Origin of the sequence: Blastochloris viridis, from assembly GCF_001402875.1 — a bacterium.
GTDB lineage: Bacteria > Pseudomonadota > Alphaproteobacteria > Rhizobiales > Xanthobacteraceae > Blastochloris > Blastochloris viridis.
Genome location: NZ_CP012946.1, coordinates 413,898 through 435,272, shown reverse-complemented (window position 1 = coordinate 435,272; position 21,375 = coordinate 413,898). Strand labels below are relative to the sequence as shown.

16 protein-coding genes, 1 other RNA gene and 1 pseudogene are annotated in these 21,375 nt (G+C 68.0%); 6 read left to right on the top strand and 12 right to left on the bottom strand.

From position 1 onward, the window contains the following. Positions 1-96: 96 nt before the first annotated feature. From murD to BVIR_RS01940, 7 genes are all read right to left on the bottom strand, one after another. Positions 97-1,506: a UDP-N-acetylmuramoyl-L-alanine--D-glutamate ligase gene (murD, locus tag BVIR_RS01970; RefSeq protein WP_055036200.1), complete on the bottom strand. Its 1,410-nt coding sequence runs from the start codon at positions 1,504-1,506 to the stop codon at positions 97-99. A gap of 138 nt (positions 1,507-1,644) precedes the next feature. After that, entirely contained in the window at positions 1,645-2,730 is a 1,086-nt protein-coding gene (gene mraY / locus BVIR_RS01965; RefSeq protein WP_055036199.1) for a phospho-N-acetylmuramoyl-pentapeptide-transferase, read from the bottom strand. 154 nt (positions 2,731-2,884) lie between these two features. Beyond that, the gene (locus BVIR_RS01960; protein ID WP_055036198.1) at positions 2,885-4,336 is read right to left on the bottom strand and encodes a UDP-N-acetylmuramoyl-L-alanyl-D-glutamate--2,6-diaminopimelate ligase; all 1,452 of its coding nucleotides are present in this window, start codon (positions 4,334-4,336) and stop codon (positions 2,885-2,887) included. Then, on the bottom strand, positions 4,333-6,123 hold the full coding sequence (locus tag BVIR_RS01955) for a peptidoglycan D,D-transpeptidase FtsI family protein (RefSeq protein WP_055036197.1): 1,791 nt from the start codon (positions 6,121-6,123) through the stop codon (positions 4,333-4,335). Before BVIR_RS01955 ends, BVIR_RS01960 begins: the two co-directional genes overlap by 4 nt. Further along, positions 6,120-6,482, bottom strand: a complete 363-nt coding sequence (ftsL, locus tag BVIR_RS01950) for a cell division protein FtsL (protein ID WP_055036196.1) — start codon at positions 6,480-6,482, stop codon at positions 6,120-6,122. The genes BVIR_RS01955 and ftsL overlap by 4 nt, the downstream gene beginning before the upstream one ends. An 11-nt stretch (positions 6,483-6,493) precedes the next feature. Further along, the gene (gene rsmH / locus BVIR_RS01945; protein ID WP_055036195.1) at positions 6,494-7,525 is read right to left on the bottom strand and encodes a 16S rRNA (cytosine(1402)-N(4))-methyltransferase RsmH; all 1,032 of its coding nucleotides are present in this window, start codon (positions 7,523-7,525) and stop codon (positions 6,494-6,496) included. Further along, positions 7,525-8,004, bottom strand: coding sequence for a division/cell wall cluster transcriptional repressor MraZ (locus BVIR_RS01940; protein ID WP_055036194.1), 480 nt, complete (start codon positions 8,002-8,004; stop codon positions 7,525-7,527). Before BVIR_RS01940 ends, rsmH begins: the two co-directional genes overlap by 1 nt. Before the next feature lie 315 nt (positions 8,005-8,319). On the opposite strand from BVIR_RS01940, the gene BVIR_RS01935 reads away from it, so the two are divergent. The 3 genes and pseudogenes from BVIR_RS01935 to BVIR_RS17145 all read left to right on the top strand — a co-directional run. Next, positions 8,320-9,048, top strand: coding sequence for a TerB family tellurite resistance protein (locus tag BVIR_RS01935; RefSeq protein WP_055036193.1), 729 nt, complete (start codon positions 8,320-8,322; stop codon positions 9,046-9,048). Next, positions 9,045-9,830: an N-acetylmuramoyl-L-alanine amidase gene (locus BVIR_RS01930; protein WP_055036192.1), complete on the top strand. Its 786-nt coding sequence runs from the start codon at positions 9,045-9,047 to the stop codon at positions 9,828-9,830. The genes BVIR_RS01935 and BVIR_RS01930 overlap by 4 nt, the downstream gene beginning before the upstream one ends. 63 nt (positions 9,831-9,893) lie before the next feature. Next, positions 9,894-10,141: pseudogene (locus BVIR_RS17145) on the top strand (IS1 family transposase); the annotation flags it as partial. A 114-nt stretch (positions 10,142-10,255) separates the two neighbouring features. Here BVIR_RS17145 and BVIR_RS16595 read toward each other — a convergent pair. Beyond that, complete coding sequence (locus tag BVIR_RS16595; RefSeq protein WP_145911897.1) at positions 10,256-10,813, bottom strand: hypothetical protein; 558 nt, start codon at positions 10,811-10,813, stop codon at positions 10,256-10,258. 553 nt (positions 10,814-11,366) lie between these two features. After that, complete coding sequence (locus BVIR_RS01925; protein WP_055036191.1) at positions 11,367-12,449, bottom strand: WD40 repeat domain-containing protein; 1,083 nt, start codon at positions 12,447-12,449, stop codon at positions 11,367-11,369. A gap of 521 nt (positions 12,450-12,970) precedes the next feature. Between BVIR_RS01925 and BVIR_RS01920 the strand changes: the two genes are divergently transcribed. The 3 genes from BVIR_RS01920 (at position 12,971) to rnpB (ending at position 15,765) form a co-directional block, all read left to right on the top strand. Further along, a complete protein-coding gene (locus BVIR_RS01920; RefSeq protein ID WP_055036190.1) occupies positions 12,971-15,040 on the top strand; it encodes a carbon starvation CstA family protein in 2,070 nt (689 codons plus the stop codon). A gap of 13 nt (positions 15,041-15,053) precedes the next feature. Next, on the top strand, positions 15,054-15,269 hold the full coding sequence (locus BVIR_RS01915) for a YbdD/YjiX family protein (RefSeq protein ID WP_055036189.1): 216 nt from the start codon (positions 15,054-15,056) through the stop codon (positions 15,267-15,269). Between the two features lie 109 nt (positions 15,270-15,378). Beyond that, positions 15,379-15,765, top strand: an RNA gene (rnpB, locus tag BVIR_RS16180) — RNase P RNA component class A. A gap of 93 nt (positions 15,766-15,858) precedes the next feature. Here rnpB and BVIR_RS01910 read toward each other — a convergent pair. The 3 genes from BVIR_RS01910 to BVIR_RS01900 form a co-directional block, all read right to left on the bottom strand. Further along, complete coding sequence (locus BVIR_RS01910) at positions 15,859-16,695, bottom strand: extensin-like domain-containing protein (RefSeq protein ID WP_055036188.1); 837 nt, start codon at positions 16,693-16,695, stop codon at positions 15,859-15,861. Positions 16,696-17,288: 593 nt separating this feature from the next. Continuing rightward, the gene (metH, locus tag BVIR_RS01905; RefSeq protein ID WP_055036187.1) at positions 17,289-21,023 is read right to left on the bottom strand and encodes a methionine synthase; all 3,735 of its coding nucleotides are present in this window, start codon (positions 21,021-21,023) and stop codon (positions 17,289-17,291) included. Between the two features lie 62 nt (positions 21,024-21,085). After that, entirely contained in the window at positions 21,086-21,337 is a 252-nt protein-coding gene (locus BVIR_RS01900) for a hypothetical protein (RefSeq protein WP_055036186.1), read from the bottom strand. Between the last annotated feature and the right edge of the window lie 38 nt (positions 21,338-21,375).

The following is a 21,375-nucleotide window of genomic DNA, read 5'->3' as shown; positions in this document are numbered from 1 at the left end:
GAGAGGGACGAGTGCGAGAGGGACGAAAAGCCGCGCCGATCAGCCAAAAACCACACGGCGCCGCAGGCGCAGCGCCTCAACATGCCCAACAAACCGTTAACTGGCGGTTCCCGAGGCGCCGGTTTCGGGCAGCGCCCCGACCAGCGCGGCAAAGCGCGCGCCGCGCTCCTCGAAATGGCGAAACTGGTCGTAGGAGGCGCAGGCCGGCGACAGCAGCACCACCGGGTGCGCCCGCCGCTCGGCGGCAGCATCCGCCGCGGCAAGCTCGACCGCGTTGTCGAGCGTGCCGGCGATGACGTGCGGCACGCGATCGCCCAGCGTCGATGCGAACTCCTCGGCGGCGGCCCCGATCAGATAGGCTTTCGCGATGCGCGGAAAGAAGCCGGTGAGCGAGGCGATGCCGCCGGCCTTGGGCTTGCCGCCGGCGATCCAGTAGACGTCCTCGAACGAGGCCAGCGCGCGCGCCGCGGCATCGGCGTTGGTGGCCTTGGAATCGTTGATGAACAGCACATTGCCGCGGCGGCCGACCTCCTCCATGCGATGGGCGAGGCCGGGAAAGCTCTTCAGCGCCGCGGCTGCAATCGCCGGCGCGACGCCGCTGGCGGTGGTGGCGGCGAACGCGGCGGCGGCGTTCTGGGCATTGTGGACGCCGCGCAGCGAGCCGATGCCGGCGAGCCCGACCGAGAACCGCTTGGCGCCGCCCTCGGCCAGCACGATCTCGTTGCCGTCGAGATAGAGCCCGTCGGCCAGCGGCCGCCGCACCGACAGCCGCACCACCTTGGTGCCGGCGCGCTCCAGCCGGTCGGCGATCGCCTGGCACCAGGTGTCGTCGACGCCGACCACCGCCGTGCCGCCGGGCTGGACGCCCTGGACCAGCCGCTCCTTGATGGCGGCATAATCGGCCATGGTGCCGTGGCGGTCGAGATGGTCGGGGGTGAGGTTGAGCAGCACCCCGACCGCGGGGTCGAGGGTGGGGGCGAGGTCGATCTGGAACGAAGAGCACTCCACCACGTGCGCCCGCCCCGGCGCCGGCGGCGCCAGCGACAGGATGGCGGTGCCGAAATTGCCGCCGAGCTGCACGTCCCGCCCGGCAGCCTTGAGGACATGGGCGATCAGCGCGGTGGTGGTCGACTTGCCGTTGGTGCCGGTGATGGCGATGAAGGGACTGTCCGGCTGCATCAGCCGGCGCTCGCGGGCGAACAGCTCGATGTCGCCGATCACCTCGACCGCGGCATTGCGCGCGAGCCCGACGCTCCAGTGCGGCGCCGGGTGGGTCAGCGGCACGCCGGGGCTGAGCACCAGCGCGGCGACGCCGTTCCAATCGATGTCGCGCAGCGAGCGCACGTCATAGCCCTGTGCCTGCGCCTCCGCCCGCCGCGCCGCGGTATCGTCGTCGAGGATGGGATGGGCGCCGCCGGCCTTGAGCGCCGCGGCGGTGGCAAGCCCGGAGGCGCCGAGCCCGAACACGGCGACGGTGCGGTTCTTGAACGAAGTGACGGGGATCATGACCCAGGTCTCGTCGCCCCGGGCGAGGCAGAGCCGAGACCCGGGGCCGTTTGCAGGAATTCGTGCTCTCGTGTCGCCCGGTCCCGGTTCGCGCGGCTGGCGCCGCTTGCCCGGGACGACGAGAGACACCAACAGGGTTTACCGCAGCTTCAGCGTGGCGAGGCCGGCCAGCGCCAGCACCACCGCGATGATCCAGAATCGCACCACGATCTGCGGCTCGGTCCAGCCGAGCTGCTCGAAATGATGGTGGATCGGCGCCATCTTGAACACGCGCTTGCCGGTGAGGCGGAAGCTCGTCACCTGGATGATGACCGACAGCGCCTCCAGCACGAACAGCCCGCCGACCACCGCCAGCACGATCTCGTGCTTGGTTGCCACCGCAACGGTGCCCAGCATGCCGCCGAGCGCCAGCGAGCCGGTGTCGCCCATGAAGATCTGCGCCGGCGGCGCGTTGAACCACAGGAAGCCGAGGCCGGCGCCGACCACCGCGCCCAGGATCACCGCCAGCTCGCCGGTGCCGGGCACGTGCTGGATCTGCAGGTAGTCGGCAAAAATCACGTTGCCGGAGAGATAGGCGATCAGGCCGAAGGTGGCGGCGGCGATCATCACCGGCACGATGGCCAGGCCATCGAGACCGTCGGTGAGATTCACCGCGTTGCCGGCGCCGATGATCACGAACCCGCCGAAGATCAAGAAGAACCAGCCGACATTGATCAGCACCTCCTTGAAGAACGGAAACGAGATCGAGGTGCCGAGCGGCGCCTTGGCGACCGCGACGATGGCGAACACCGCAATGCCGGCGATGAGCGCCTCGATGGCGATGCGCGCCTTGCCGGAATAGCCGTTGTGGCTCTGCTTGGTGACTTTCAGATAATCGTCGTAGAACCCGACCAGCCCGAAGCCGACGGTGACGAACAACACGATCCAGACATAGGGGTTGGCCGGGTTGGCCCACAGCATGGTGGAGACCAGCAGCCCCGACAGGATCATCAGCCCGCCCATGGTGGGCGTGCCCTTCTTCGACAGGATGTGGGACTTCGGCCCGTCCTCGCGGATCGGCTGGCCCTTGCCCTGGCGGATGCGCAGCGCCGAGATGATCATCGGGCCGAACAGGAACACGAACAGCAGCGCCGTCAGCATCGCCCCGCCGGTGCGGAAGGTGATGTAGCGGAACACGTTGAAGGCGGACACCGTGTTGGAGAGTTCCACCAGCCACGTCAGCATTCCGCTCTCCCGTCCTCCAAAGGCCCGATCCGGTGCCCGTTCAGATGCTCGTTGAGGTGTTCGTTCAAGGGTCCATGCCCCAGCGAACGGGGCCCCGCATAATCGCCCCGCCGCAGGTTGGGCAAGGTCCATCCGGTGTGAAATCGGCAATGGCTCAACCGTTGCGGGCACGTACCGCCGCAGCGATCTCGTCATGGTCGGAGAAAGGCAGCACTCGATCGCCGATGATTTGGCCGGTTTCGTGACCCTTGCCGGCCACTACCAGCACATCCCCGGCTTTCAGGCCGGCAACAGCGGTCCGAATCGCCTCGCCGCGGCCGGCGATCTCCTCGGCATTCGGCGCGCCCTGAACGATCGCGCGGCGGATCACCGCCGGGTCCTCGCTGCGCGGGTTGTCGTCGGTGACGATCACGCGGTCGGCGAGCCTGGCGGCCACCTCGCCCATGATGCGGCGCTTGCCGGGATCGCGGTCGCCGCCGGCGCCGAACAGCACCACCAGCCGGCCCGTGGTGAAGGGGCGCAGCGTCGCCAGCATCTTGTCGAGGCCGTCGGGCTTGTGGGCGTAGTCGACGAACACCAGCGCGCCGCCGGTCTCGGCCACCATCTCCAGCCGGCCCTTGGCGCCCTCAAGGTGCTCCAGCGCCGCGAACACCGCGCCCGGCTCCGAGCCGGTGACAATGGCAAGCCCGGCCGCCGCGAGCGCGTTCGACACCTGGAAGGCGCCGGCCAGCGGCAGCAGCGTCCGGTAGCGGCGGCCTGAGGTCTCGACCTCCAGCCGCTGGGCAAAGCCCTCGACCTCGGCGGAGATGAGGCGGATGCCGGCGCCGCTGCGGCCGACCGAGAACACCCTGAGGCCGCGCGGCCGCGCCACCGCGCGCACCCGGTCGGCCTCCGGCAGGTCGGCATCGACCACCACGCCGGCGCCCGGCGGCAGCAGCACCTCGAACAGCCGGAGCTTGGAGGCGAAGTAGGCGTCGAGGGTGATGTGATAGTCGAGGTGGTCGCGCGACAGGTTGAGGAAGGCGCCGGCCGCGAACCGCATGCCGTCGAGCCGGCGCTGGTCGATCCCGTGCGAGGACGCCTCGATGGCGAGGTGGCTGACGCCCTCGCCGGCCAGCCGGTCGAGCGTGGCGTGCAGGCTCAATGGGTCGGGCGTGGTCAGCGAGCCGTAATCGGCCCCCGACGGCGCCACCACCCCGATGGTGCCGATGCTGGCGGCGGCGTGGCCGAGCGCGCTCCAGACCTGGCGCACGAACGAGGTGACCGAGGTCTTGCCGCTGGTGCCGGTGACGGCGACTTCCAGCGCCGGCTGGCGCGGGAAGAGCCGCGCCGCCGCCCGCGCCAGTGCGCCGCGGACATCCTGGAGCACCACCACCGGCACGCCGAGATCGCCGGGCGGCGCGGTGGCGGCGACCACCGCCACTGCGCCGGCGGCGACCGCGGCCGGCGCGTAGGCGAGGCCGTCGGCGTGGGTGCCAGGCACCGCGACGAAGACATGGCCGGGCGCCACCCTGCGGCTGTCGACCGCGAGCCCGGTGACGGTGAGGCCGCCGGCGCGGTGGCCGGGCGGCAGGTCGGCGGCGAACAGTTCGGCAACGGTGGTCATTGCGGACCTATACCAGATCGCGCCGCGGTGATGCGTGGCCCGCCCTTGAGCAGCGCTTCTGCGGGCGGCAGGTCCTCGCGCTTCTCCAGGCCGAGCATCGGCGCGACGCGGGCGATGATCTTGCCGGTGGTCGGCGCGGCGTTCCAACCGGAGGTGGCGAAGCCATGGGTCTCGGGCAGGCCCTGGGGCTCGTCGAGCATCACCAGCACGAGGTATTTCGGCGCGTCGGCGGGCAATATCGCCATGAATGCCGCCATCACCTTGTTCTTGGCGTAGCGGCCATTGATCACCTTCTCGGCGGTGCCGGTCTTGCCGCCGACGTAATAGCCCTTGACCTCGGCCTTGGTGGCCGAGCCGACCTCGGCGTTGAGGCGCATCAGATAGCGCATCTTGTCGGAGGTCTCCGGCTTGATCACCTGGACGCCGAGCTTGCGCGCCTCCGCCGCCGAGCGCTTGAGGAAGGTCGGCGGGATCAGGGCGCCGCCATTGACCAGCGCGCACACCGCGGCGGCAGCCTGCATCGGCGCCACCGACAGGCCGTGGCCGAACGCGATGGTGACGGTGTTGAGCTCGCCCCAGCGCTTGGGAACGATCGGCTCGGCGCTCTCGGGCAATTCGGTGCGCAGCCGCTCCAGCTGGCCCATCTTCTTGAGGAACGCCTTGTGGCCGTCGACGCCGATCGCCAGCGCCATGCGCGCGGTGCCGATGTTGGAGGAGTGGGTGAACACCTCCGGCGTCGACAGGATGCGGCGGGTGGCGTGGAAGTCGTCGATGGAAAAACGGCCGTAGCGCAGCGGCGCGCGGGCGTCCCAGGTCGAGTTCAGCGAGATCTTGCCGGAGTCCAGCGCCATCGCCAGCGTCAGCGCCTTGAAGGTCGAGCCCATCTCGTAGACGCCGGTGGTAAGGCGGTTGATGGAGGCGTCGTCCTTGGAGCTCGCCGGCTTATTGGGATCGTAGTCCGGCAGCGACACCATGGCGATCACCTCGCCCGAATTGACGTCGAGGATGGCGCCGGAGGCGGCCTTGGCCTTGAACTTCGTCTTCGACTGCATCAGCTCGTCGCGCATGGCGTGCTGAACCCGCAGATCGACCGCGAGCTGGACCGGGTTCTGGGCGCGGTCGGTAGCGAGCCCGATCTGGTGCAGGAAGGCCAGCCCGCTGGAATCGACCCAGCGCTCGATGCCGGCGATGCCCTGGTTGTCGATATTGACGTGGCCGAGCACGTGGCCGGCCACCGCGCCGGCGGGATAGACCCGCTTGTTCTCGCGCAGGAAGCCGATGCCGGGAATGCCGAGCCGGTGGATCTGCGCCTGCTGCTGCGCGGTGATCTCGCGCCTGAGCCAGGCGAAGCCCTTCTTCGACGACAGCCGTTCGCGGGTTTCGGCCATGTCGAGATCGGGCAGCACGGCGGACAGCAGTTCCAGCGCCTCGTCGACGTCGATGATGCGGCGCGGCTCGGCGAACAGCGAGGCGGTCTTGACGTCGGTGGCCAGGATCTCGCCGTTGCGGTCGAGGATATCCGGCCGCACCGAGGACATCGCATCGCTGGGCGTGCCGCGCCGGCCGGCGCTGCCGTCGGCACCGGCGGCGAGATAGGCGGTCTTGCCGGCGATGACGGCGAAGATCAGCGCGAACACGCCGATCACCAGCCTGAGCCGCCCGCGCGACACCGTCTGCGGGTCGGCGCTCGGCGGCTTGGCCAGCCGTGCGACAACGTCCTGCACGCGGGCGGCCACGCCGGCGGCAAGGCGGCCCGGCTTTGAGGAGCGGCGGGCGGCATCGCTCATTGGACAGCCCCCGGAATGGAACTGGTGATGTCGAGCGGGTCCATCTCCTCGATCATGTCGCCGATCGGATCGCCCGGCGGCTTCGGCTTCTCGGGCAGCTTGTCGAGCTTGTCGAGCCGATCGAGTTCGAAGCTCTTGAGCGCGAGGTGGCGGCTCGCCAGCTCCTGGATGCGGTCCGGCCGCGACAGCTGGCTCCATTCGGCGCGCAGCAGCGCAATGGCTTCCTTCTCCTTGCGGATCTCGCCCCTGAGCTTGGCGATCCGCTCGGCCTGCAGCGTCGATTCGTACTTGACGCGATAGACCCCGACCGCGGCGCCGATCAGCGCCAGCACGACGATGATGTTGAGAATGCGTCCCACCGGCCCCTCCGTCAGCGCCGCCGGCGGGCGCCGGCGAACGGGTCGGGCACCCAGCCCGGTGCCGGCGGCTCGTCGCGTGCCGGCGCCAAGGTGCGCAGCGCCGCGCGCAGCTTGGCCGAGCGCGCCCGCGGATTGGCGGCGACCTCCGCCTCCGATGGCTCCACCGGCTTCTTGGACAGCGGCGTGAAGGTGGCGGGCGCGACGGCGGTTTCCGGCCGGTGGCGCGAGCCGCCGGCCGAGGTGCGCGAGCGCTCAGTGAGGAAGGTCTTGACGATGCGATCCTCCAGCGAGTGGAACGTCACCACCGCCAGCCGGCCGCCGGGCTTCAGCACCCGCTCGGCCGCCAGCAGCGCCGTGGCGAGCTCGTCCAGCTCCTCGTTCACCGCGATGCGCAGCGCCTGGAAGGTGCGGGTGGCCGGATGGATGTCGCCCGGCTTGGAGCGCACCACGCGGGCGACGATATCGGCGAGCTGCCGGGTGGTGGTGATCGGCGCCTCGGTACGGGCGGCAACGATGGCCCGCGCCACCGCACGGGAATGGCGCTCCTCGCCGAAGGCGTAGATCACGTTCGCCAGCGTGGTTTCATCCAGCTGCGCGATAACATCGGCGGCGCTGTCGCCGTCGTTCGACATGCGCATGTCGAGGGCGGCGTCGGCGCGGAACGAGAAGCCGCGCTCGGCCTGGTCGAGCTGCATCGACGACACGCCGATGTCGAGCACCACGCCGTCGACCTTCGGATGGCCGACGCGGGCGGCGACGGCGTCGAGTTGCGAAAAGCGGTCCTCGACCAGCGTCAGCCGGCCGGCCGCGTCATTGACCAGCTCCCAGCCGCCGAGGATGGCGCTCTGGTCGCGGTCGATCGCGACCACGCGGCAGTCTGCGCTTTGCAGGATGGCGCGGCTGTAGCCGCCGGCGCCGAAGGTGCCATCAATGATGACGTCGCCCGCCTGCGGCGTGAGCGCCGTCACCACCTCGCGTACGAGCACGGGAACGTGGCGGGCCGGTCCGCCAGCGGTCCGGTTGCCCGAACCGCTGCCCGCCATCACTCCCGTGCTCCTGCGACGCGCGCTGGCGCATCCGGGTGTCCGAGCCGCTTCCGCAAGTCCCGCATTCTCGTCTTGGCCTCGTCGAGATGCGCACGGAAGCGATCCGGCTCCCAGATCTGGAATTTGTGGCCGAGCCCCACGAACGTCACGCCGTCCTTGATCCGGGCGTGGCCCTTCAAGGTCTCGGTCAGGACGACGCGGCCCTCCGAATCGAGCTTCAGAAGCTCGCTCGAACCAAAGAGCGCCGTCGACATCTCGTCGCGTTCGTCCGAGTAGGGCGGCAGGGATTCGACCAGCCGGTCGATCTCCTCGATCAGCCGCCGTCCCCCGGCGTCGATCGCCGTGGTGTCGAGCGCCGGGATGCAGAAGGCCCCGTCGAATCCATCCTTGGTGAGAACCGTCCGGTAGGGCGCCGGGATCGAAACCCGACCCTTCGCGTCCAGCCGCATCGTGTAGCTCGACACGAAGCGATCCATCGCGAAGACCCCCTCCCTGGTTGATACGCGAACAAACGGGCACCGGCGCCGAGGCCGGCCCAACAATAACCCGCGTGCCGCAGCCCCTGGCAGGGCGCTGCGATCCCGTACCGCCCCCATCAAGGAACGGCATGCCGCGTATCAACGGGATGGTTTGGGATATCATGGGATATTGTGGTCGTCAATGGAATGGGGGCGCACTCCCGGCTGATAGCGCACCAGGTCGGCGTTGGATTTACGCTCTCTGAAGGTTAAGGAACTGTTGCCCGACGCGTGGCCCGCCGTGCCGCGGCGGCGGGGTGGGGGACCTTGGAGATGACGATCTGGGGAAAGCTGAGCGGCGCCAGTGTCGGCCTTGCCGTCGGCGGACCGCTCGGCGCGCTGGTCGGCGGCATCGCCGGCCATTTCATCATCGATCTGCCGTTCGGGCGCCCCGCCGACCCGCAGGCCAGGTCGCTCGCCTTCACCATCGGCGTGGTGGCGCTGTCGGCGAAGATGGCCAAAGCCGACGGCGTGGTGACGCCGCTGGAGGTCGAGGCCTTCCACGAGGTGTTCGAGGTGCCCGACGACGAGATGGCCAATGTGCGCCGGGTGTTCGACCTCGCCAAGGGCTCGGTCGCCGGCTTTGACGCCTATGCCCGCCAGCTCGCCGACATCTTCGCCGACGCGCCGGAGGTGAAGGAGGAGCTGATCGACGCCCTGTTCCACATCGCCAAGGCCGACCGCGCGGTGCACCCGCGCGAGCGCGCGTTCCTGCGCGACGTCGCCGCCATCTTCGGCTTTTCCGAGCACGAGTTCGCCACGATCGAGGCCCGCCACGTCGCGCCCGGCAAGGGCGACCCCTACCTCGCGCTCGGCGTGACCCGACAGGCCAGCGACGCGGAGGTCGCCAAGGCGTGGCGGCGACTGGTGCAGGAGACCCATCCCGACCGGCTGATCGGCCAGGGCCTGCCGGCCGAAGCCATCCGGATCGCCACCGACAAGCTGGCGGCCATCAACGCCGCCTATGAGACCATCCGCGCCGAGCGGATGCGGCTGAAATGACCACTGACCCGACGACGGGCTTTGCGCCCGATTCCCCCCTGGCCGCCGACATCCTGCCCTCGCCCCGCCACGGCGAGCGGCGGGGCGGCGGCGGAGCCGACATCATCGTGCTGCACTACACCGGCCTCGCCTCGCTTGAGGCGGCGCTCGGCTGCCTCGCCGGTCCCGACGGCGCGGTGTCCTGCCATTACGTGGTCGAGGAGTCCGGCCGGGTGCTGCAGCTGGTGCCGGAGCGCCGGCGGGCCTGGCACGCCGGCGAATCGTGCTGGGCCGGCGACACCGACGTCAATTCGCGCTCGATCGGCATCGAGATCGCCAATCCGGGCCACGATTTCGGCTGCCCTGACTTTCCCGAACCGCAGATCGCGGCGGTGGCGGCGCTGTGCCGCGACATCGCCGCCCGCCACGCCATCCGGCCCGACCGCGTGCTCGGTCATTCCGACGTCGCACCGCTGCGCAAGCGCGACCCCGGCGAGACATTCCCATGGGCAGCACTGGCGCAAGCCGGAGTCGGGCTGTGGGTGCCGCCGGCACCGCTGGCCGACGGCCGCTTCCTCGCCCGCGGCGACGCCGGACGGCCGGTGGAGGCGCTGCAGGCAATGCTGGCGCTCTACGGCTACGGCATCGACCTCACCGGCACCTTCGACGACGCCACCGCGGCGGTCGTGACGGCGTTTCAGCGTCACTTCCGCCCGGCCAAAGTCGACGGCGTCGCCGACGCCTCGACCGTCACCACGCTGCGCGATCTGCTGGCGGCGCGGGATGTCGCGCGACGCCGCTGATCCGGTCGTTCCGGACAAGCGCGGCTCCAGCGTAGTGTGCTTTGGGTCAAACATAGGGATGCCACGGTGGCAAAGTTGCTTGTGGAGGCCGGGGAGGCGTGCTCGGCTTTCAATTACGACAAGGTGCGCTGCGTGAAGGCCAAGCGCGTCCAGTGCGATGCGATTTGGTCGTTCTGGTACGCCAAGGAAAAGCAAGGTCGGGGAAGGCCAAGGCCGCTCCGGATCAGGCCGGCGACGTGTGGACGTGGACGGCGATTGATGCCGAGTCCAAGCTCATCCTGTCGTACATGGTCGGCGACCGCGACCGCGACCCCGGCCATGGCCGCGGGCCTCACCAACACGCCTGATGACCACGGAAGACATCGCCACGCTGATCTACGCGCGGACAAAGAAGCCTGGCAAGCGCGGGTCGCACAAGAAGCGCCCTAGTGCATAAACAGAGATCTATATATTAACTGCATTGCATGAGGCGATACGCTTTTATATTTCAAAAATTGACGCATAATCTTATAATAATCGCGCGAAACCACAAGATTCCTTGCAAATTCGGACGGATAATCATCGCGATTTGCCTCGTAATACTTGCATATCATGAAACAGTAATCGAACGCCAAATACTCGTTAGCGTATCCGAACAGCATATCGCGAAGCTCGATCTCTGTTGGCGACAGGTCGTAACCCACTGCGTCTGCAATGTCTGATTTTACATCAGTCGCCTCGACTACTGGCGACAATCGTCTAATCCAAAAGCTCAAATGACCGCACTGCTTAAAGTGATCCAAGCCTTTAGTTAAGTTTGGCTCATGATCTCCGACGCGCTTAATGTCGTGCAGCCAAGCGCCCCTAACCTCAATTAATCGGGCATCTGAAACTACTGGATAAAGCCGACAAGCCCCGAAGACTTCTCCGGCAAATTTCTTAAACTCGTCGATGAAAACTTCTTCATCCCGAATTGCGTCCAGGAAGCCTTTGTAAATACGCATCCCAACAGCCCCGCGCTACAGAATCACTCGTGTAGCGCGGGGCTCAGGAAAAATCTACTTCCCCTTGTGGGCAGCAGTTATAAACCCAGTCTCCATATCCATGGAATCGGCCGTGGTCTTAGGAAGATGGTTCTCTGGATAGCCGTAGCTGGGGCGCTTCCCAGCAGTGATCTGCTGGGCGAAATATCCTCTAAGGGTCGCGCAAGGAGCGCGCTCATCTCTTACGACCAATGCGCTAAGCTCCATATCCCATCCTCCAGTTATGGCGCCATAAGTTCACGCGGTCGTTACCATTTGTGCGCGAAGGCGCCAATCAGATCGATCCATTACGATCTAGGGCGCGCTAATAAATAGTTAATGTGGCAAAATTACAACACGCAGTTTTGAGTTGCAGGCTTGCGGTAAACGCAGTTCTGTGCCTTCGGTCCATATGCCACCAAAATTCAAACTGAGACACTGCCGGACGTTGATGCAGCCTGCCGACGTCGCCGTCCATCGATCCTCGGGTCGCGGCCAAGGCCTCGCCCGAGGATGACGGCGAGCGCGGCGACGATCATCCGAACAGCCGCTTGAGCAACCCCGGCTTTGGCCACGTCCGCACCATGACCCGTCCGCTCTCGCCGCAGACGGCGAGCCGCAAGCCATCCGGCGACCACGCCAGCGCGGCGACCGCCTCGCCGTCCGCCTCGACCACGGTTTGCGGCTCACCCTTGAAATCGATCACCGCGGCGAAGCCATCCCGGTAACCGTAAGCGATGCGGCGCAGGCGCGGGTGGAACGCCACCGTCGTCACCAGCTCCTTGCGTTCGGGTGCCAGTTCCAGCGCTCGCCGGCCGAACGGGCCGGTGCGGCCGTCGAACGGCCACACGATGACACCGTCGGCGCCGCTGGTGGCGAGGTGGCGGCCATCGCCCGCCCACGACAGCGAGGTCGGCTTGCCGCCATAGCCCGCCATCTCCATCGGCTCGCCGCCCGCCACCGGCCAGGTCACCGCCTCGCGATCCTGCGCCGCCGCCACGATGAACCGCGCGTCGGCGCTGACGGTGACCGCCACCATCGAGCCCTTGCGCGCGAACAGGCGGGAGCCGCGGCCGAACACGTGCAGCGTGACGCCGCCGTAATGCGCCGCAGCCAGCGCCTCGCCAGCGGGGGTGAAGGCCAGCGCCGCCACCGTGCTGGGGTGGGTTTCGAACCGCGACTGCTCGGCCCCCTCGCCCACCACCCGCACCGAGCGGCCGATGGCGACCGCGATCCGCCCGGTATCGGGTTCGAACGCCAGCGCGTTGATCCAGCGGCCCGGCTCGCACAGCAGCAGCCGCGGGGCGCCCACGAACGGGGTGAACACCACCCGCCCGTCGTCGCCGCCGGTGATCACGCCATCGGCGGTGGCGAGCCAGTGCAGCGTCGCCTCGGCGTGGGCGACCGTTCGCGTCGGCTCGCCCGGCTCGCCTAGCGTCAGATGCGCCACCTCGCCATTGGCGAGCACCACCGCGAGCCGATTGCCGGTGCGGGCGAACGCCGCGCCGATGGCGGCGTTTGCGAACGTGTGGGTGAAAGCCGGCCCGCCGCTGGCGGAACCGGCCCGCTCGATGTTCGGCTGGTCGCGGCCGTGGTCCGCCTGATCTTGATCTGCCAAAGCGCTCACTCGCAAGGACGTTGCATGGTCATTAGGCCGGCCGGCACCCGGCGACAATGGCGAGCACCTGGCACAGCCGGCAACTCGGCCCGGACCGGCGCCTCGGCAGCGGCGCGGCGGCGCCGGCCGCCGCAGTGCCGCATAGTCGAGCCGCCGCGCCGGCAGCGAGATAACCTATGGGAACTCTGCGCCGCCGGCCACCGTTACGTCAGCGCCAAAATCGTCGCGTCGGCAAAGCTCGCCTGGTGCGAAAATCGGCCGATCCGGCCGGAGATTTGCCGTCCGGACTCCAAAAATTCCCTTTCCGATCAATGGCATTTCGCGGAAGTTGTTGCTGCGATCACGACGTATCCATCGGTAAACCACATGAGGGATTCACCGCCTTCAGTCACGTTGACGCCTGTCGGAAGGTGGTCGGATCAAGACGCTGCCTTAGGTTCTAGAACGGCTCCCGTGTCCGGCGCCCACGGCGGCGGCACCGGAGCGTCCGCCCTTTCCTCCGCAAGCTCGGATCAACCTCGATGTCCTCACGCCTGACGCCGCTGTTCTTCGGGGCTCTCGCCATCCTCGGCGCTGCCAGCTTTGCCGGCATCGCCATCAATCGCGGCGAGACCGTCAACGCGCTGTGGTTTATCACCGCCGCCGTTTGCACCTACCTGATCGCCTACCGCTTCTATGGCTGGTGGATCGCCACCAAGGTGCTGGGCGTCGATGGCTCCCGCGCCACCCCGGCCGAACTGATCAACAACGGCCGCGACTTTGTGCCGACCCACCGCGTGGTGCTGTTCGGCCACCACTTCGCCGCCATCGCCGGCGCAGGGCCGCTGGTCGGCCCGACGCTGGCCGCGCAGTTCGGCTATCTGCCCGGCTATCTCTGGCTGCTGGTCGGCGCCGTGCTGGCCGGCTGCGTGCAGGACATGGTGGTGCTGTTCTGCTCCACCCGCCGCAACGGCAAGAGCCTCGGCCAGATGGCGCGCGACGAACTCGGGCCAATCGCCGGCTCCGCCGCCCTGCTCGGCACGCTGCTGATCATGGTGCTGATCATCGCCGTGCTCGGCCTTGTTGTCGTCAACGCCATGAAGAACTCGCCGTGGAGCACCTTCACCGTCGCGATGACCGTGCCGGTGGCGATCGTGGTCGGCCTCTACATGCGCCACTTCCGCCCCGGCCGGGTGCTGGAGGCCTCCTCGATCGGCTTCCTCGCCATGATCTTCGCCACCGTCGCCGGCGGCTGGGTCGACGCCGATCCCTACCTTCGCACCTTCTTCCTGTTCGATGGGCCTGAGACCGCGATCATCCTGATCGTCTACGGCTTCTTCGCCTCGATTCTGCCGGTGTGGCTGCTGCTCGCGCCGCGCGACTACATCTCCACCTTCATCAAGCTCGGCACCATTTTTCTGCTCGCGATCGCGATCATCGCGCTGCAGCCCGACATCAAGATGCCGGCGATCACCAAGTTCGTCGACGGCACCGGCCCGGTGTTCGCCGGCTCGTGGTTCCCATTCCTGTTCATCACCATCGCCTGCGGCGCGGTCTCCGGCTTCCACGCGCTGATCTCGTCCGGCACCACGCCGAAGATGGTCGCCAACGAGCGTGACATTCCGCTGCTCGGCTATGGCGGCATGGCGATGGAATCGTTCGTCGGCGTGATGGCGCTGATCGCCGCCTGCGTGCTCGACCCCGGCGTCTATTTCGCCATCAACAGCCCGGCCGCCATCGTCGGCGCCACGGTGGCCGATGCCACCGCCACCATCTCGAGCTGGGGCTTCCCGGTCACCGCCGACACCATGACCTATCTCGCCAAGGAGATGGGCGAGACCACCCTGCTCGCCCGCACCGGCGGCGCGCCGTCGCTGGCGGTCGGCATGGCGACCATCTTCGCCTCCGCCTTCGGCCAGAGCATGCTGGCGATCTGGTACCACTTCGCCATCATGTTCGAGGCGGTGTTCATCCTCACCGCCGTCGACGCCGGCACCCGCGTCGGCCGCTTCATGCTGCAGGACATGGCGGGCAACGTGTGGAAGGCGGCCGGCAACGTGTCGTCCTACCCGGCCACGGTGGTGGCGTCCGCGGTGTTCTGCTCGATGTGGGGCTACTTCCTCTACATCGGCACCATCGACCCCAACGGCGGCATCAACATCCTGTGGCCGCTGTTCGCGTTCTCCAACCAGATGCTCGCCGCCATCGCGCTGGCCATCGCCACCGCGATCATCCTCAAGAGCGCGCAGCGCCGCTATGCCTGGGTGACGGCGGCGCCGATGGTGTTCCTGTCGTTCATGACCAGCTGGGCGTGCATCGAGAAGATCTTCTCCTCCAACCCGCGGATCGGCTTCCTGGCCGGCGCCGACGCCATGGCGGCCAAGCTGGCCAGCGGCCAGCTCACCGGGCGGGCCGCCGAGGTGGCACCGCAGATCATCTTCAACCAGCGGCTCGACGCGGCACTGTCGGCGCTGTTCCTGATCGTGCTGGCGATCACGCTGTTCGAGGTCGGGCGGATGTACCTCAACCAGCGTCGCGGCGTCGCGGTGCGGCCCTCGAGCGAGCAGGCCTGGCGGCCGCACCCGCCGGGTGCGGCGCTGGCAGGCGAGTGAGGGACACGCCACGATGGACGGCATCACCCTGCGCGATTTGGCCGGCCGGCTCGGAGCCACGCTCAAGGCCGGCTGGGCCTTCTTGCGCACCATGACCGGCGACGACGAATACGAGCGCTACCTCGAGCGGCATGCCCGCACCCACCCGGACCTGCCGCCGGTCGACCGCAAGAGCTATTTCAAGGTCGAGATCACCCGCAAATGGAGCGGCATCCGCCGCTGCTGCTGAGCGGGACAGCGCGAAACGCCGCCGGGGGCATGGCGAAAGCTGTGCCCCCGGCCGTTTCCGGCCACCCTCGCCCTTGACGCGGCCCGCCGACACCCCCATTGCAGCGCTGCCAGTCGGCTGGACGGCCGCCGCTTTCGCGGAGGAAAGTCCGGGCTCCATGGAGACACGGTGCCGGATAACGTCCGGCGGGGGCAACCCTAGGGAAAGTGCCACAGAAATCAGACCGCCTCGGCCTATTGCCGAGGTCAGGGTGAAAAGGTGCGGTAAGAGCGCACCGCGGACCCGGCAACGGGGACGGCACGGCAAACCCCACCGGGAGCAAAACCGAATAGGGGTGGCGCGGACGGGCCTTCGGGTCGCGTCCAGGCCCGTCTCCGGGTCGCCGCCCGGGTTGGTTGCTTGAGGCGGCGCGCAAGCGTCGTCCCAGAGGAATGGCCGTCACGTCCGGGGGCAACCCCGGGCCCTACAGAACCCGGCTTACAGGCCGGCTGGCACCTTCTCCACCACCCGCCGGATCGCGCCGCCCGCCGGCGCTCGAACCTCCGCGCCCGGTATCGGCGGCGGCGCAGGGCGTCGCCCGGTCGCCGGCTCAGTCCGCTCCCGGCACCGCCGTCGCCAGCCGCCCGCCGGGCATCTCCTCGTCAAGCGCTCGGCGCTCGGTCGGCCGGCGCGGCGGCAGCGGCGCCGCAGCGCGGATCGAGCCGGTCGGCATCATGTCGGCCGCAGCTCCGGCCGGCACTGGACCGTCGGGGCTCTTGCGCACGATCAGATCGGCCGGCGAGGGCCCGGTCGGCAGCACGCCCGGATTGCAGATGTCGCGCGACTTGCGGCGGGCGAGATCGACATGGATGTGGTCGTAGTGGAACACGTTGGAGCCGGGGCCGAGCACGGTGGTGAAGCGCTTGCAGGCTGCACCGGCGATTTCACGCAGAAAGCCCTTGTCCTCCGGCGTGCCGCGGCTCCAATGGTCGCGCACCGAGACCACGCGGTCGTCCGCCAGCTTGAACGAGCCGATGTCGAGCGCGTTGCCAAAGGCATGCTCGGAAATCCGGGTGTGGGCCTGGCCGTTCTGGTTGCGACAGGAATAGGCCGACATCTGCCGGACCTCGACCACCGGCTGGCCGAACCAGCGCATCGCCGCCGGCTGGATGCTCTCGGCGATCCAGGCCTGAAGCTGCGGGACGATCGGACAGGCCAGCGTCGCCTGCGGCTTGAGCGCGACGAACCCATCGGCCAGCGCCGAGATCTTGAATGGCTTGGTCATGCCGCAGGTGCCCGAGCCGTTGATTTCCGACACCAGCCGCACCTGCTCGCTCGGCGTCACCGCGCCTTCGGCCACGCAGGCAATCTCGGCCTCGGTGCGCCACGGCTCGCGCTGCTCGAACATGCTCAGCCCGCAGCTCGACACCACGCTGGCGACGGCCATCGCCGCCGCGATCCGGAGAATTGAACGCAACATGCGCGGAGAATGCCGTCGATATGGTTGAGGAATCCTCAACCTATCGGGCGTTGCGCCGCGCACGACCGGCGCGCTTTCATGTTGCGCCGCAAAATAACTCGGCCTCACCTATCGGCATAATCCGAGGTTCAGCACCGTTTTACGGCGAGTTGCCGCAGTCTTTGCTGCACCGCAGCCATCGATTTGTTTCGACCGGTCCGATTTTTTGGGTATCCTGTCGAAGGTCAATCAGCGGGAGGTGACACGTGGACATTTCCGGCAAGCTGAACATCCTGGCCACAGGAACCGCTGTAGCTTTCATCGGCGCCATTCTGCTGCGAATGCTGTGATACCCGAGCCCTGAAGGCCGACCTTTTTCGGCCTCATGCTGAGGAGGCGGGCCGGCGTCGGCGGAAGGCCAAGCCCAAACGCCGCCGACATCGCCCACTGAGCGATCCAACGATCGCCCGCCACCCTCTCCAGCACGGTGCGAGGGAGAAGCCGCGCCGCGCGGCCCGGCCGTTCGGCGAATCGGGCGCCAACCGGACCGTCCGGCCACCGGACGACGACGACGGCGGCGCTCACGCCGCGCTGCGCCGCGGACCGGGCGGATAGTTCAGCACCGGCGCCAGCCAGCGCTCGGCCTCCTCCACCGACCAGCCCTTGCGGCGGGCGTAGTCCTCGACCTGATCGCGCTCGACCTTCGCGATGCCGAAATAGTGCGCCTCCGGATGGGCGAGATAGAGCCCGGCCACCGAGGACGCCGGCCACATCGCAAAGCTCTCGGTCAGCTTGACGCCGATCTTCTCCGCACCCAGCAGCTCGAACAAGGTCGCCTTCTCGCTGTGGTCGGGCTGGGCCGGATAACCCGGCGCCGGCCGGATGCCGCGATAGCGCTCGGCGACGATATCCTCCGGCGACAGGGCCTCGTCCGCGGCATAGCCCCACAACTGGCGGCGCACCTCAAGGTGCATGCGCTCGGCGAACGCTTCCGCCAGCCGGTCGGCGATCGCTTTCAACAGGATCGACGAATAGTCGTCGTGCGCCGCCTTGAACGCCGCGCTTCTGGCGTCTTCGCCGAGACCGGCGGTGACGACGAAGCCGCCGACATAATCGGCAATGCCGCTCTCCAGCGGCGCCACGAAGTCGGCGAGCGCGACATTGGCGCGCTCGGAGTCGCGGCGGACGATCTGCTGGCGCAGCGTGTGCATCGTCGCCAGCGGGTTGGAGCGGCTGTCGTCGCGGAACAGCACGATGTCGTCGTCGATGCGGTTGGCCGGCCAGAACCCGACCGCCGCCCGCGCCGTCAGCCATTTCTCGTTGACGATCGTCTCCAGCATGCGCTGGGCATCGTCGAACAATGCCCGCGCCGCCGGCCCGACCTTGCCGTCGTCGAGGATGGCCGGATAGCGGCCCTTCAGATCCCAGGCGTGGAAGAACGGCGTCCAATCGATGAACGGCACGATCTCGGCCAGATCGAAATCCTCGAACAGCCGTGCGCCGAGGAAGCTCGGAGGCGCGACGGTGTAGCCGGCAAAGTTCGGCCGGAACGGATTGGCCCGCGCCGCCTCCAGCGTCAGGCGCTCGTTGCGCATGGCGCCGCGGGCGTGGGCCTCGGCGACTTTGGCGTACTCGGCCCGAAGCTCGGCCATGTAGGTGAGCTTGGTCTGCGGATTGAGCAGCGAGGCGGCGACACCGACCGCGCGCGAGGCGTCGGTGACGTAGACCGCCTGGCTGCGCTCGTATTGCGGCGCGATCTTCACCGCGGTGTGGACGCGGCTGGTGGTGGCGCCGCCGATCATCAGCGGCACCTCGAAGCCCTGGCGCTCCATCTCGGCGGCCACCGTCACCATCTCGTCGAGCGAGGGGGTGATGAGGCCGGACAGGCCGATGATGTCGGCCTTGATCTCGCGGGCGGCGTCGAGAATCTTTTGCACCGGCACCATCACCCCGAGGTCGACCACCTCGAAATTGTTGCACTGGAGCACGACGCCGACGATGTTCTTGCCGATGTCGTGGACGTCGCCCTTGACGGTGGCGAGCACGATCTTGCCGGCCGAGGAGTCGCCGCTCTGGCCGCGCTCTTGCCGCTCCCGCTCCATGAACGGCATCAGATAGGCCACCGCCTGCTTCATGACGCGGGCCGACTTCACCACCTGCGGCAGGAACATCTTGCCGGCGCCGAACAGATCGCCGACCACGCCCATGCCCGCCATCAGCGGGCCTTCGATGACGTGCAGCGGGCGCTCGACCTTGGTGCGGGCTTCCTCGGTATCGGCCTCGATGAAATCGGTAATGCCGCGAACCAGCGCGTGCTCCAGCCGCTTCTCGACCGGCAGCGACCGCCAGGCGAGGTCGGCTTCCTTCGCCACGCTCGCGCCGGTGCCCTTGAAGCGCTCGGCCAGCGCCACCAGGCGCTCGGTGCCGTCGGCGCGGCGGTTCAGCACCACGTCCTCGCACGCCTCGCGCAGCTCGGCCGGCAGGTCGTCATAGACCGCGAGCTGGCCGGCATTGACGATGCCCATATCCATGCCGACCTTGATGGCGTGATAGAGGAACACCGCGTGCATCGCCTCGCGCACCGGCTCGTTGCCGCGGAACGAGAACGACAGGTTCGAAACGCCGCCCGAAACGTGGGCGTGCGGCAGGTTGGTTCGGATCCAGCGCGTCCCCTCGATGAAATCGACGCCATACCCGGCATGCTCGTCGATGCCGGTCGCCACCGCGAACACGTTGGGATCGAAGATGATGTCCTCGGGGGGAAAGCCGTGCGCGGTGAGGAGATCGTAGGCGCGGCGGCAGATTTCGATCTTGCGCTGGTAGGTGTCGGCCTGCCCGGTCTCGTCGAACGCCATCACCACCGCCGCCGCGCCGTAGCGGCGCAGCAGACCGGCGCGCTTCAGGAACTCCTCCTCGCCTTCCTTCAGCGAGATCGAATTGACGATGGGCTTGCCCTGAACGCACTTGAGCCCGGCCTCGATCACCGTCCATTTGGAGCTGTCGATCATCACCGGCACCTTGGCGATGTCCGGCTCGGCGGCGACGAGGTTGAGGAAGGTCACCATCGCCGCTTCCGAATCGAGCAGGCCCTCGTCCATGTTGACGTCGATGACCTGGGCGCCGCTCTCGACCTGATCGCGCGCCACCGCGAGCGCGGTGGTGAAATCGCCCTCCTTGATCAGCCGCCGAAAGCGCGCCGAACCGGTGACATTGGTGCGCTCGCCGACATTGACGAACGGGATCGCGTCGGTCTTGGTGAACGGCTCAAGGCCCGAGAGGCGCAGCAGCGGCTCGATCGTCGGCACCTGCCGCGGCACCTTGCCGGCGACGGCATCGGCAATCGCCCGGATATGGTCCGGCGTGGTGCCGCAGCAGCCGCCGACGATGTTGACGAGGCCGGACTCGGCGAACTCGGCGATCAGCGCCGCCATCGCCTCCGGGCTCTCGTCATAGAGGCCGAACTCGTTGGGAAGGCCGGCATTGGGATAGGCGCAGATCAAGGTGTCGGCGACGCGGCCGAGTTCTGCGATGTGCGCGCGCATCTCCTTGGCGCCGAGCGCGCAGTTGAGCCCGACCGAGAACGGCTGCGCGTGGCGCAGCGAATACCAGAACGCGGTGGGCGTCTGGCCGGACAGGGTGCGGCCGGAGAGATCGGTGATGGTGCCGGAGATCATCACCGGCACGTCGATGCCGCGCTCGGCCAGCACCTCGTCAATCGCGAACAATGCCGCCTTGGCGTTGAGGGTGTCGAACACGGTCTCGACCAGCAGGATGTCGGCGCCGCCGTCGATGAGGCCGCGGGCCTGCTCGCCATAGGCGATGCGCAGATCGTCGAAACTCACCGCGCGGAAGCCGGGGTTGTTGACGTCCGGCGAAATCGAGGCGGTGCGGTTGGTCGGCCCCAGCGCGCCGGCGACGAAGCGCGGCCGGCCGTCCTCGGCCTCGGCGGCGATGGCCGCTTCACGCGCGAGCCGGGCGCCCTCGCGATTCAGCTCGTAGGCCAAGGCCTCCATGCCGTAATCGGCCTGGGCGATGGTGGTGGAGGAGAAGGTGTTGGTCTCGACCATGTCGGCACCGGCGCGGAAATAGGCGAGGTGCACCGCGCGCACGTCGTCCGGCCGCGTCAGGTTGAGCAGGTCGTTGTTGCCCTTCAGGTCCTGCGGCCAGTCCTTGAAGCGCTCGGCCCGGAAATCGGCTTCCGTCAGCTTGAGCTGCTGGATCATGGTGCCCATGGCGCCGTCGAGCACCAGGATGCGCTGGCGCGCCGCCTCATTAAGACGGGCGCGGGCGGAGGACGGAGCGGGCGTCTGGGCCATGATAGAACCTCGATCGGCCGCCGCGCTCACGGCGGCGGCAGCGTAATGACATAAAGCTATGGTCAGGAGCGCGTTTCCAGCGCCTGAAGGCGACGCTCGATCTCGGCGAGGCGTTCCTCGACCTCGGCGGCGGCATAGCGGCCGAGCACCGACTCGCCGAACGCCGCCTGCTTGACGCCCTCAATCTTCTTTTCGATCGTCTCGAACTTCAGGTCATGCTCGGCGAGCTTGGCATCGACTTTGTCGAACCTCGCCTCCATACGGCTACGAAGGTCCCGCAGCAGCGACAGCACCAGATTGTCCGGCTCGGCCATGGCGATCTCCCGAATTCCTGCCCCCATTATATGGGAAC

Bases quoted from the DNA above. Each gene is read 5' to 3' on its own strand.
- BVIR_RS16595 (WP_145911897.1), bottom strand. From the start codon at position 10,813: ATGCGTATTTACAAAGGCTTCCTGGACGCAATTCGGGATGAAGAAGTT.
- BVIR_RS01935 (WP_055036193.1), top strand. From the start codon at position 8,320: ATGACGATCTGGGGAAAGCTGAGCGGCGCCAGTGTCGGCCTTGCCGTC.
- BVIR_RS01930 (WP_055036192.1), top strand. From the start codon at position 9,045: ATGACCACTGACCCGACGACGGGCTTTGCGCCCGATTCCCCCCTGGCC.
- metH (WP_055036187.1), bottom strand. From the start codon at position 21,023: ATGGCCCAGACGCCCGCTCCGTCCTCCGCCCGCGCCCGTCTTAATGAG.
- rsmH (WP_055036195.1), bottom strand. From the start codon at position 7,525: ATGGCGGGCAGCGGTTCGGGCAACCGGACCGCTGGCGGACCGGCCCGC.
- murD (WP_055036200.1), bottom strand. From the start codon at position 1,506: ATGATCCCCGTCACTTCGTTCAAGAACCGCACCGTCGCCGTGTTCGGG.
- BVIR_RS01955 (WP_055036197.1), bottom strand. From the start codon at position 6,123: ATGAGCGATGCCGCCCGCCGCTCCTCAAAGCCGGGCCGCCTTGCCGCC.
- BVIR_RS01960 (WP_055036198.1), bottom strand. From the start codon at position 4,336: ATGACCACCGTTGCCGAACTGTTCGCCGCCGACCTGCCGCCCGGCCAC.
- BVIR_RS01900 (WP_055036186.1), bottom strand. From the start codon at position 21,337: ATGGCCGAGCCGGACAATCTGGTGCTGTCGCTGCTGCGGGACCTTCGT.
- BVIR_RS01920 (WP_055036190.1), top strand. From the start codon at position 12,971: ATGTCCTCACGCCTGACGCCGCTGTTCTTCGGGGCTCTCGCCATCCTC.
- BVIR_RS01910 (WP_055036188.1), bottom strand. From the start codon at position 16,695: ATGGCCGTCGCCAGCGTGGTGTCGAGCTGCGGGCTGAGCATGTTCGAG.
- BVIR_RS01940 (WP_055036194.1), bottom strand. From the start codon at position 8,004: ATGGATCGCTTCGTGTCGAGCTACACGATGCGGCTGGACGCGAAGGGT.
- mraY (WP_055036199.1), bottom strand. From the start codon at position 2,730: ATGCTGACGTGGCTGGTGGAACTCTCCAACACGGTGTCCGCCTTCAAC.
- BVIR_RS01915 (WP_055036189.1), top strand. From the start codon at position 15,054: ATGGACGGCATCACCCTGCGCGATTTGGCCGGCCGGCTCGGAGCCACG.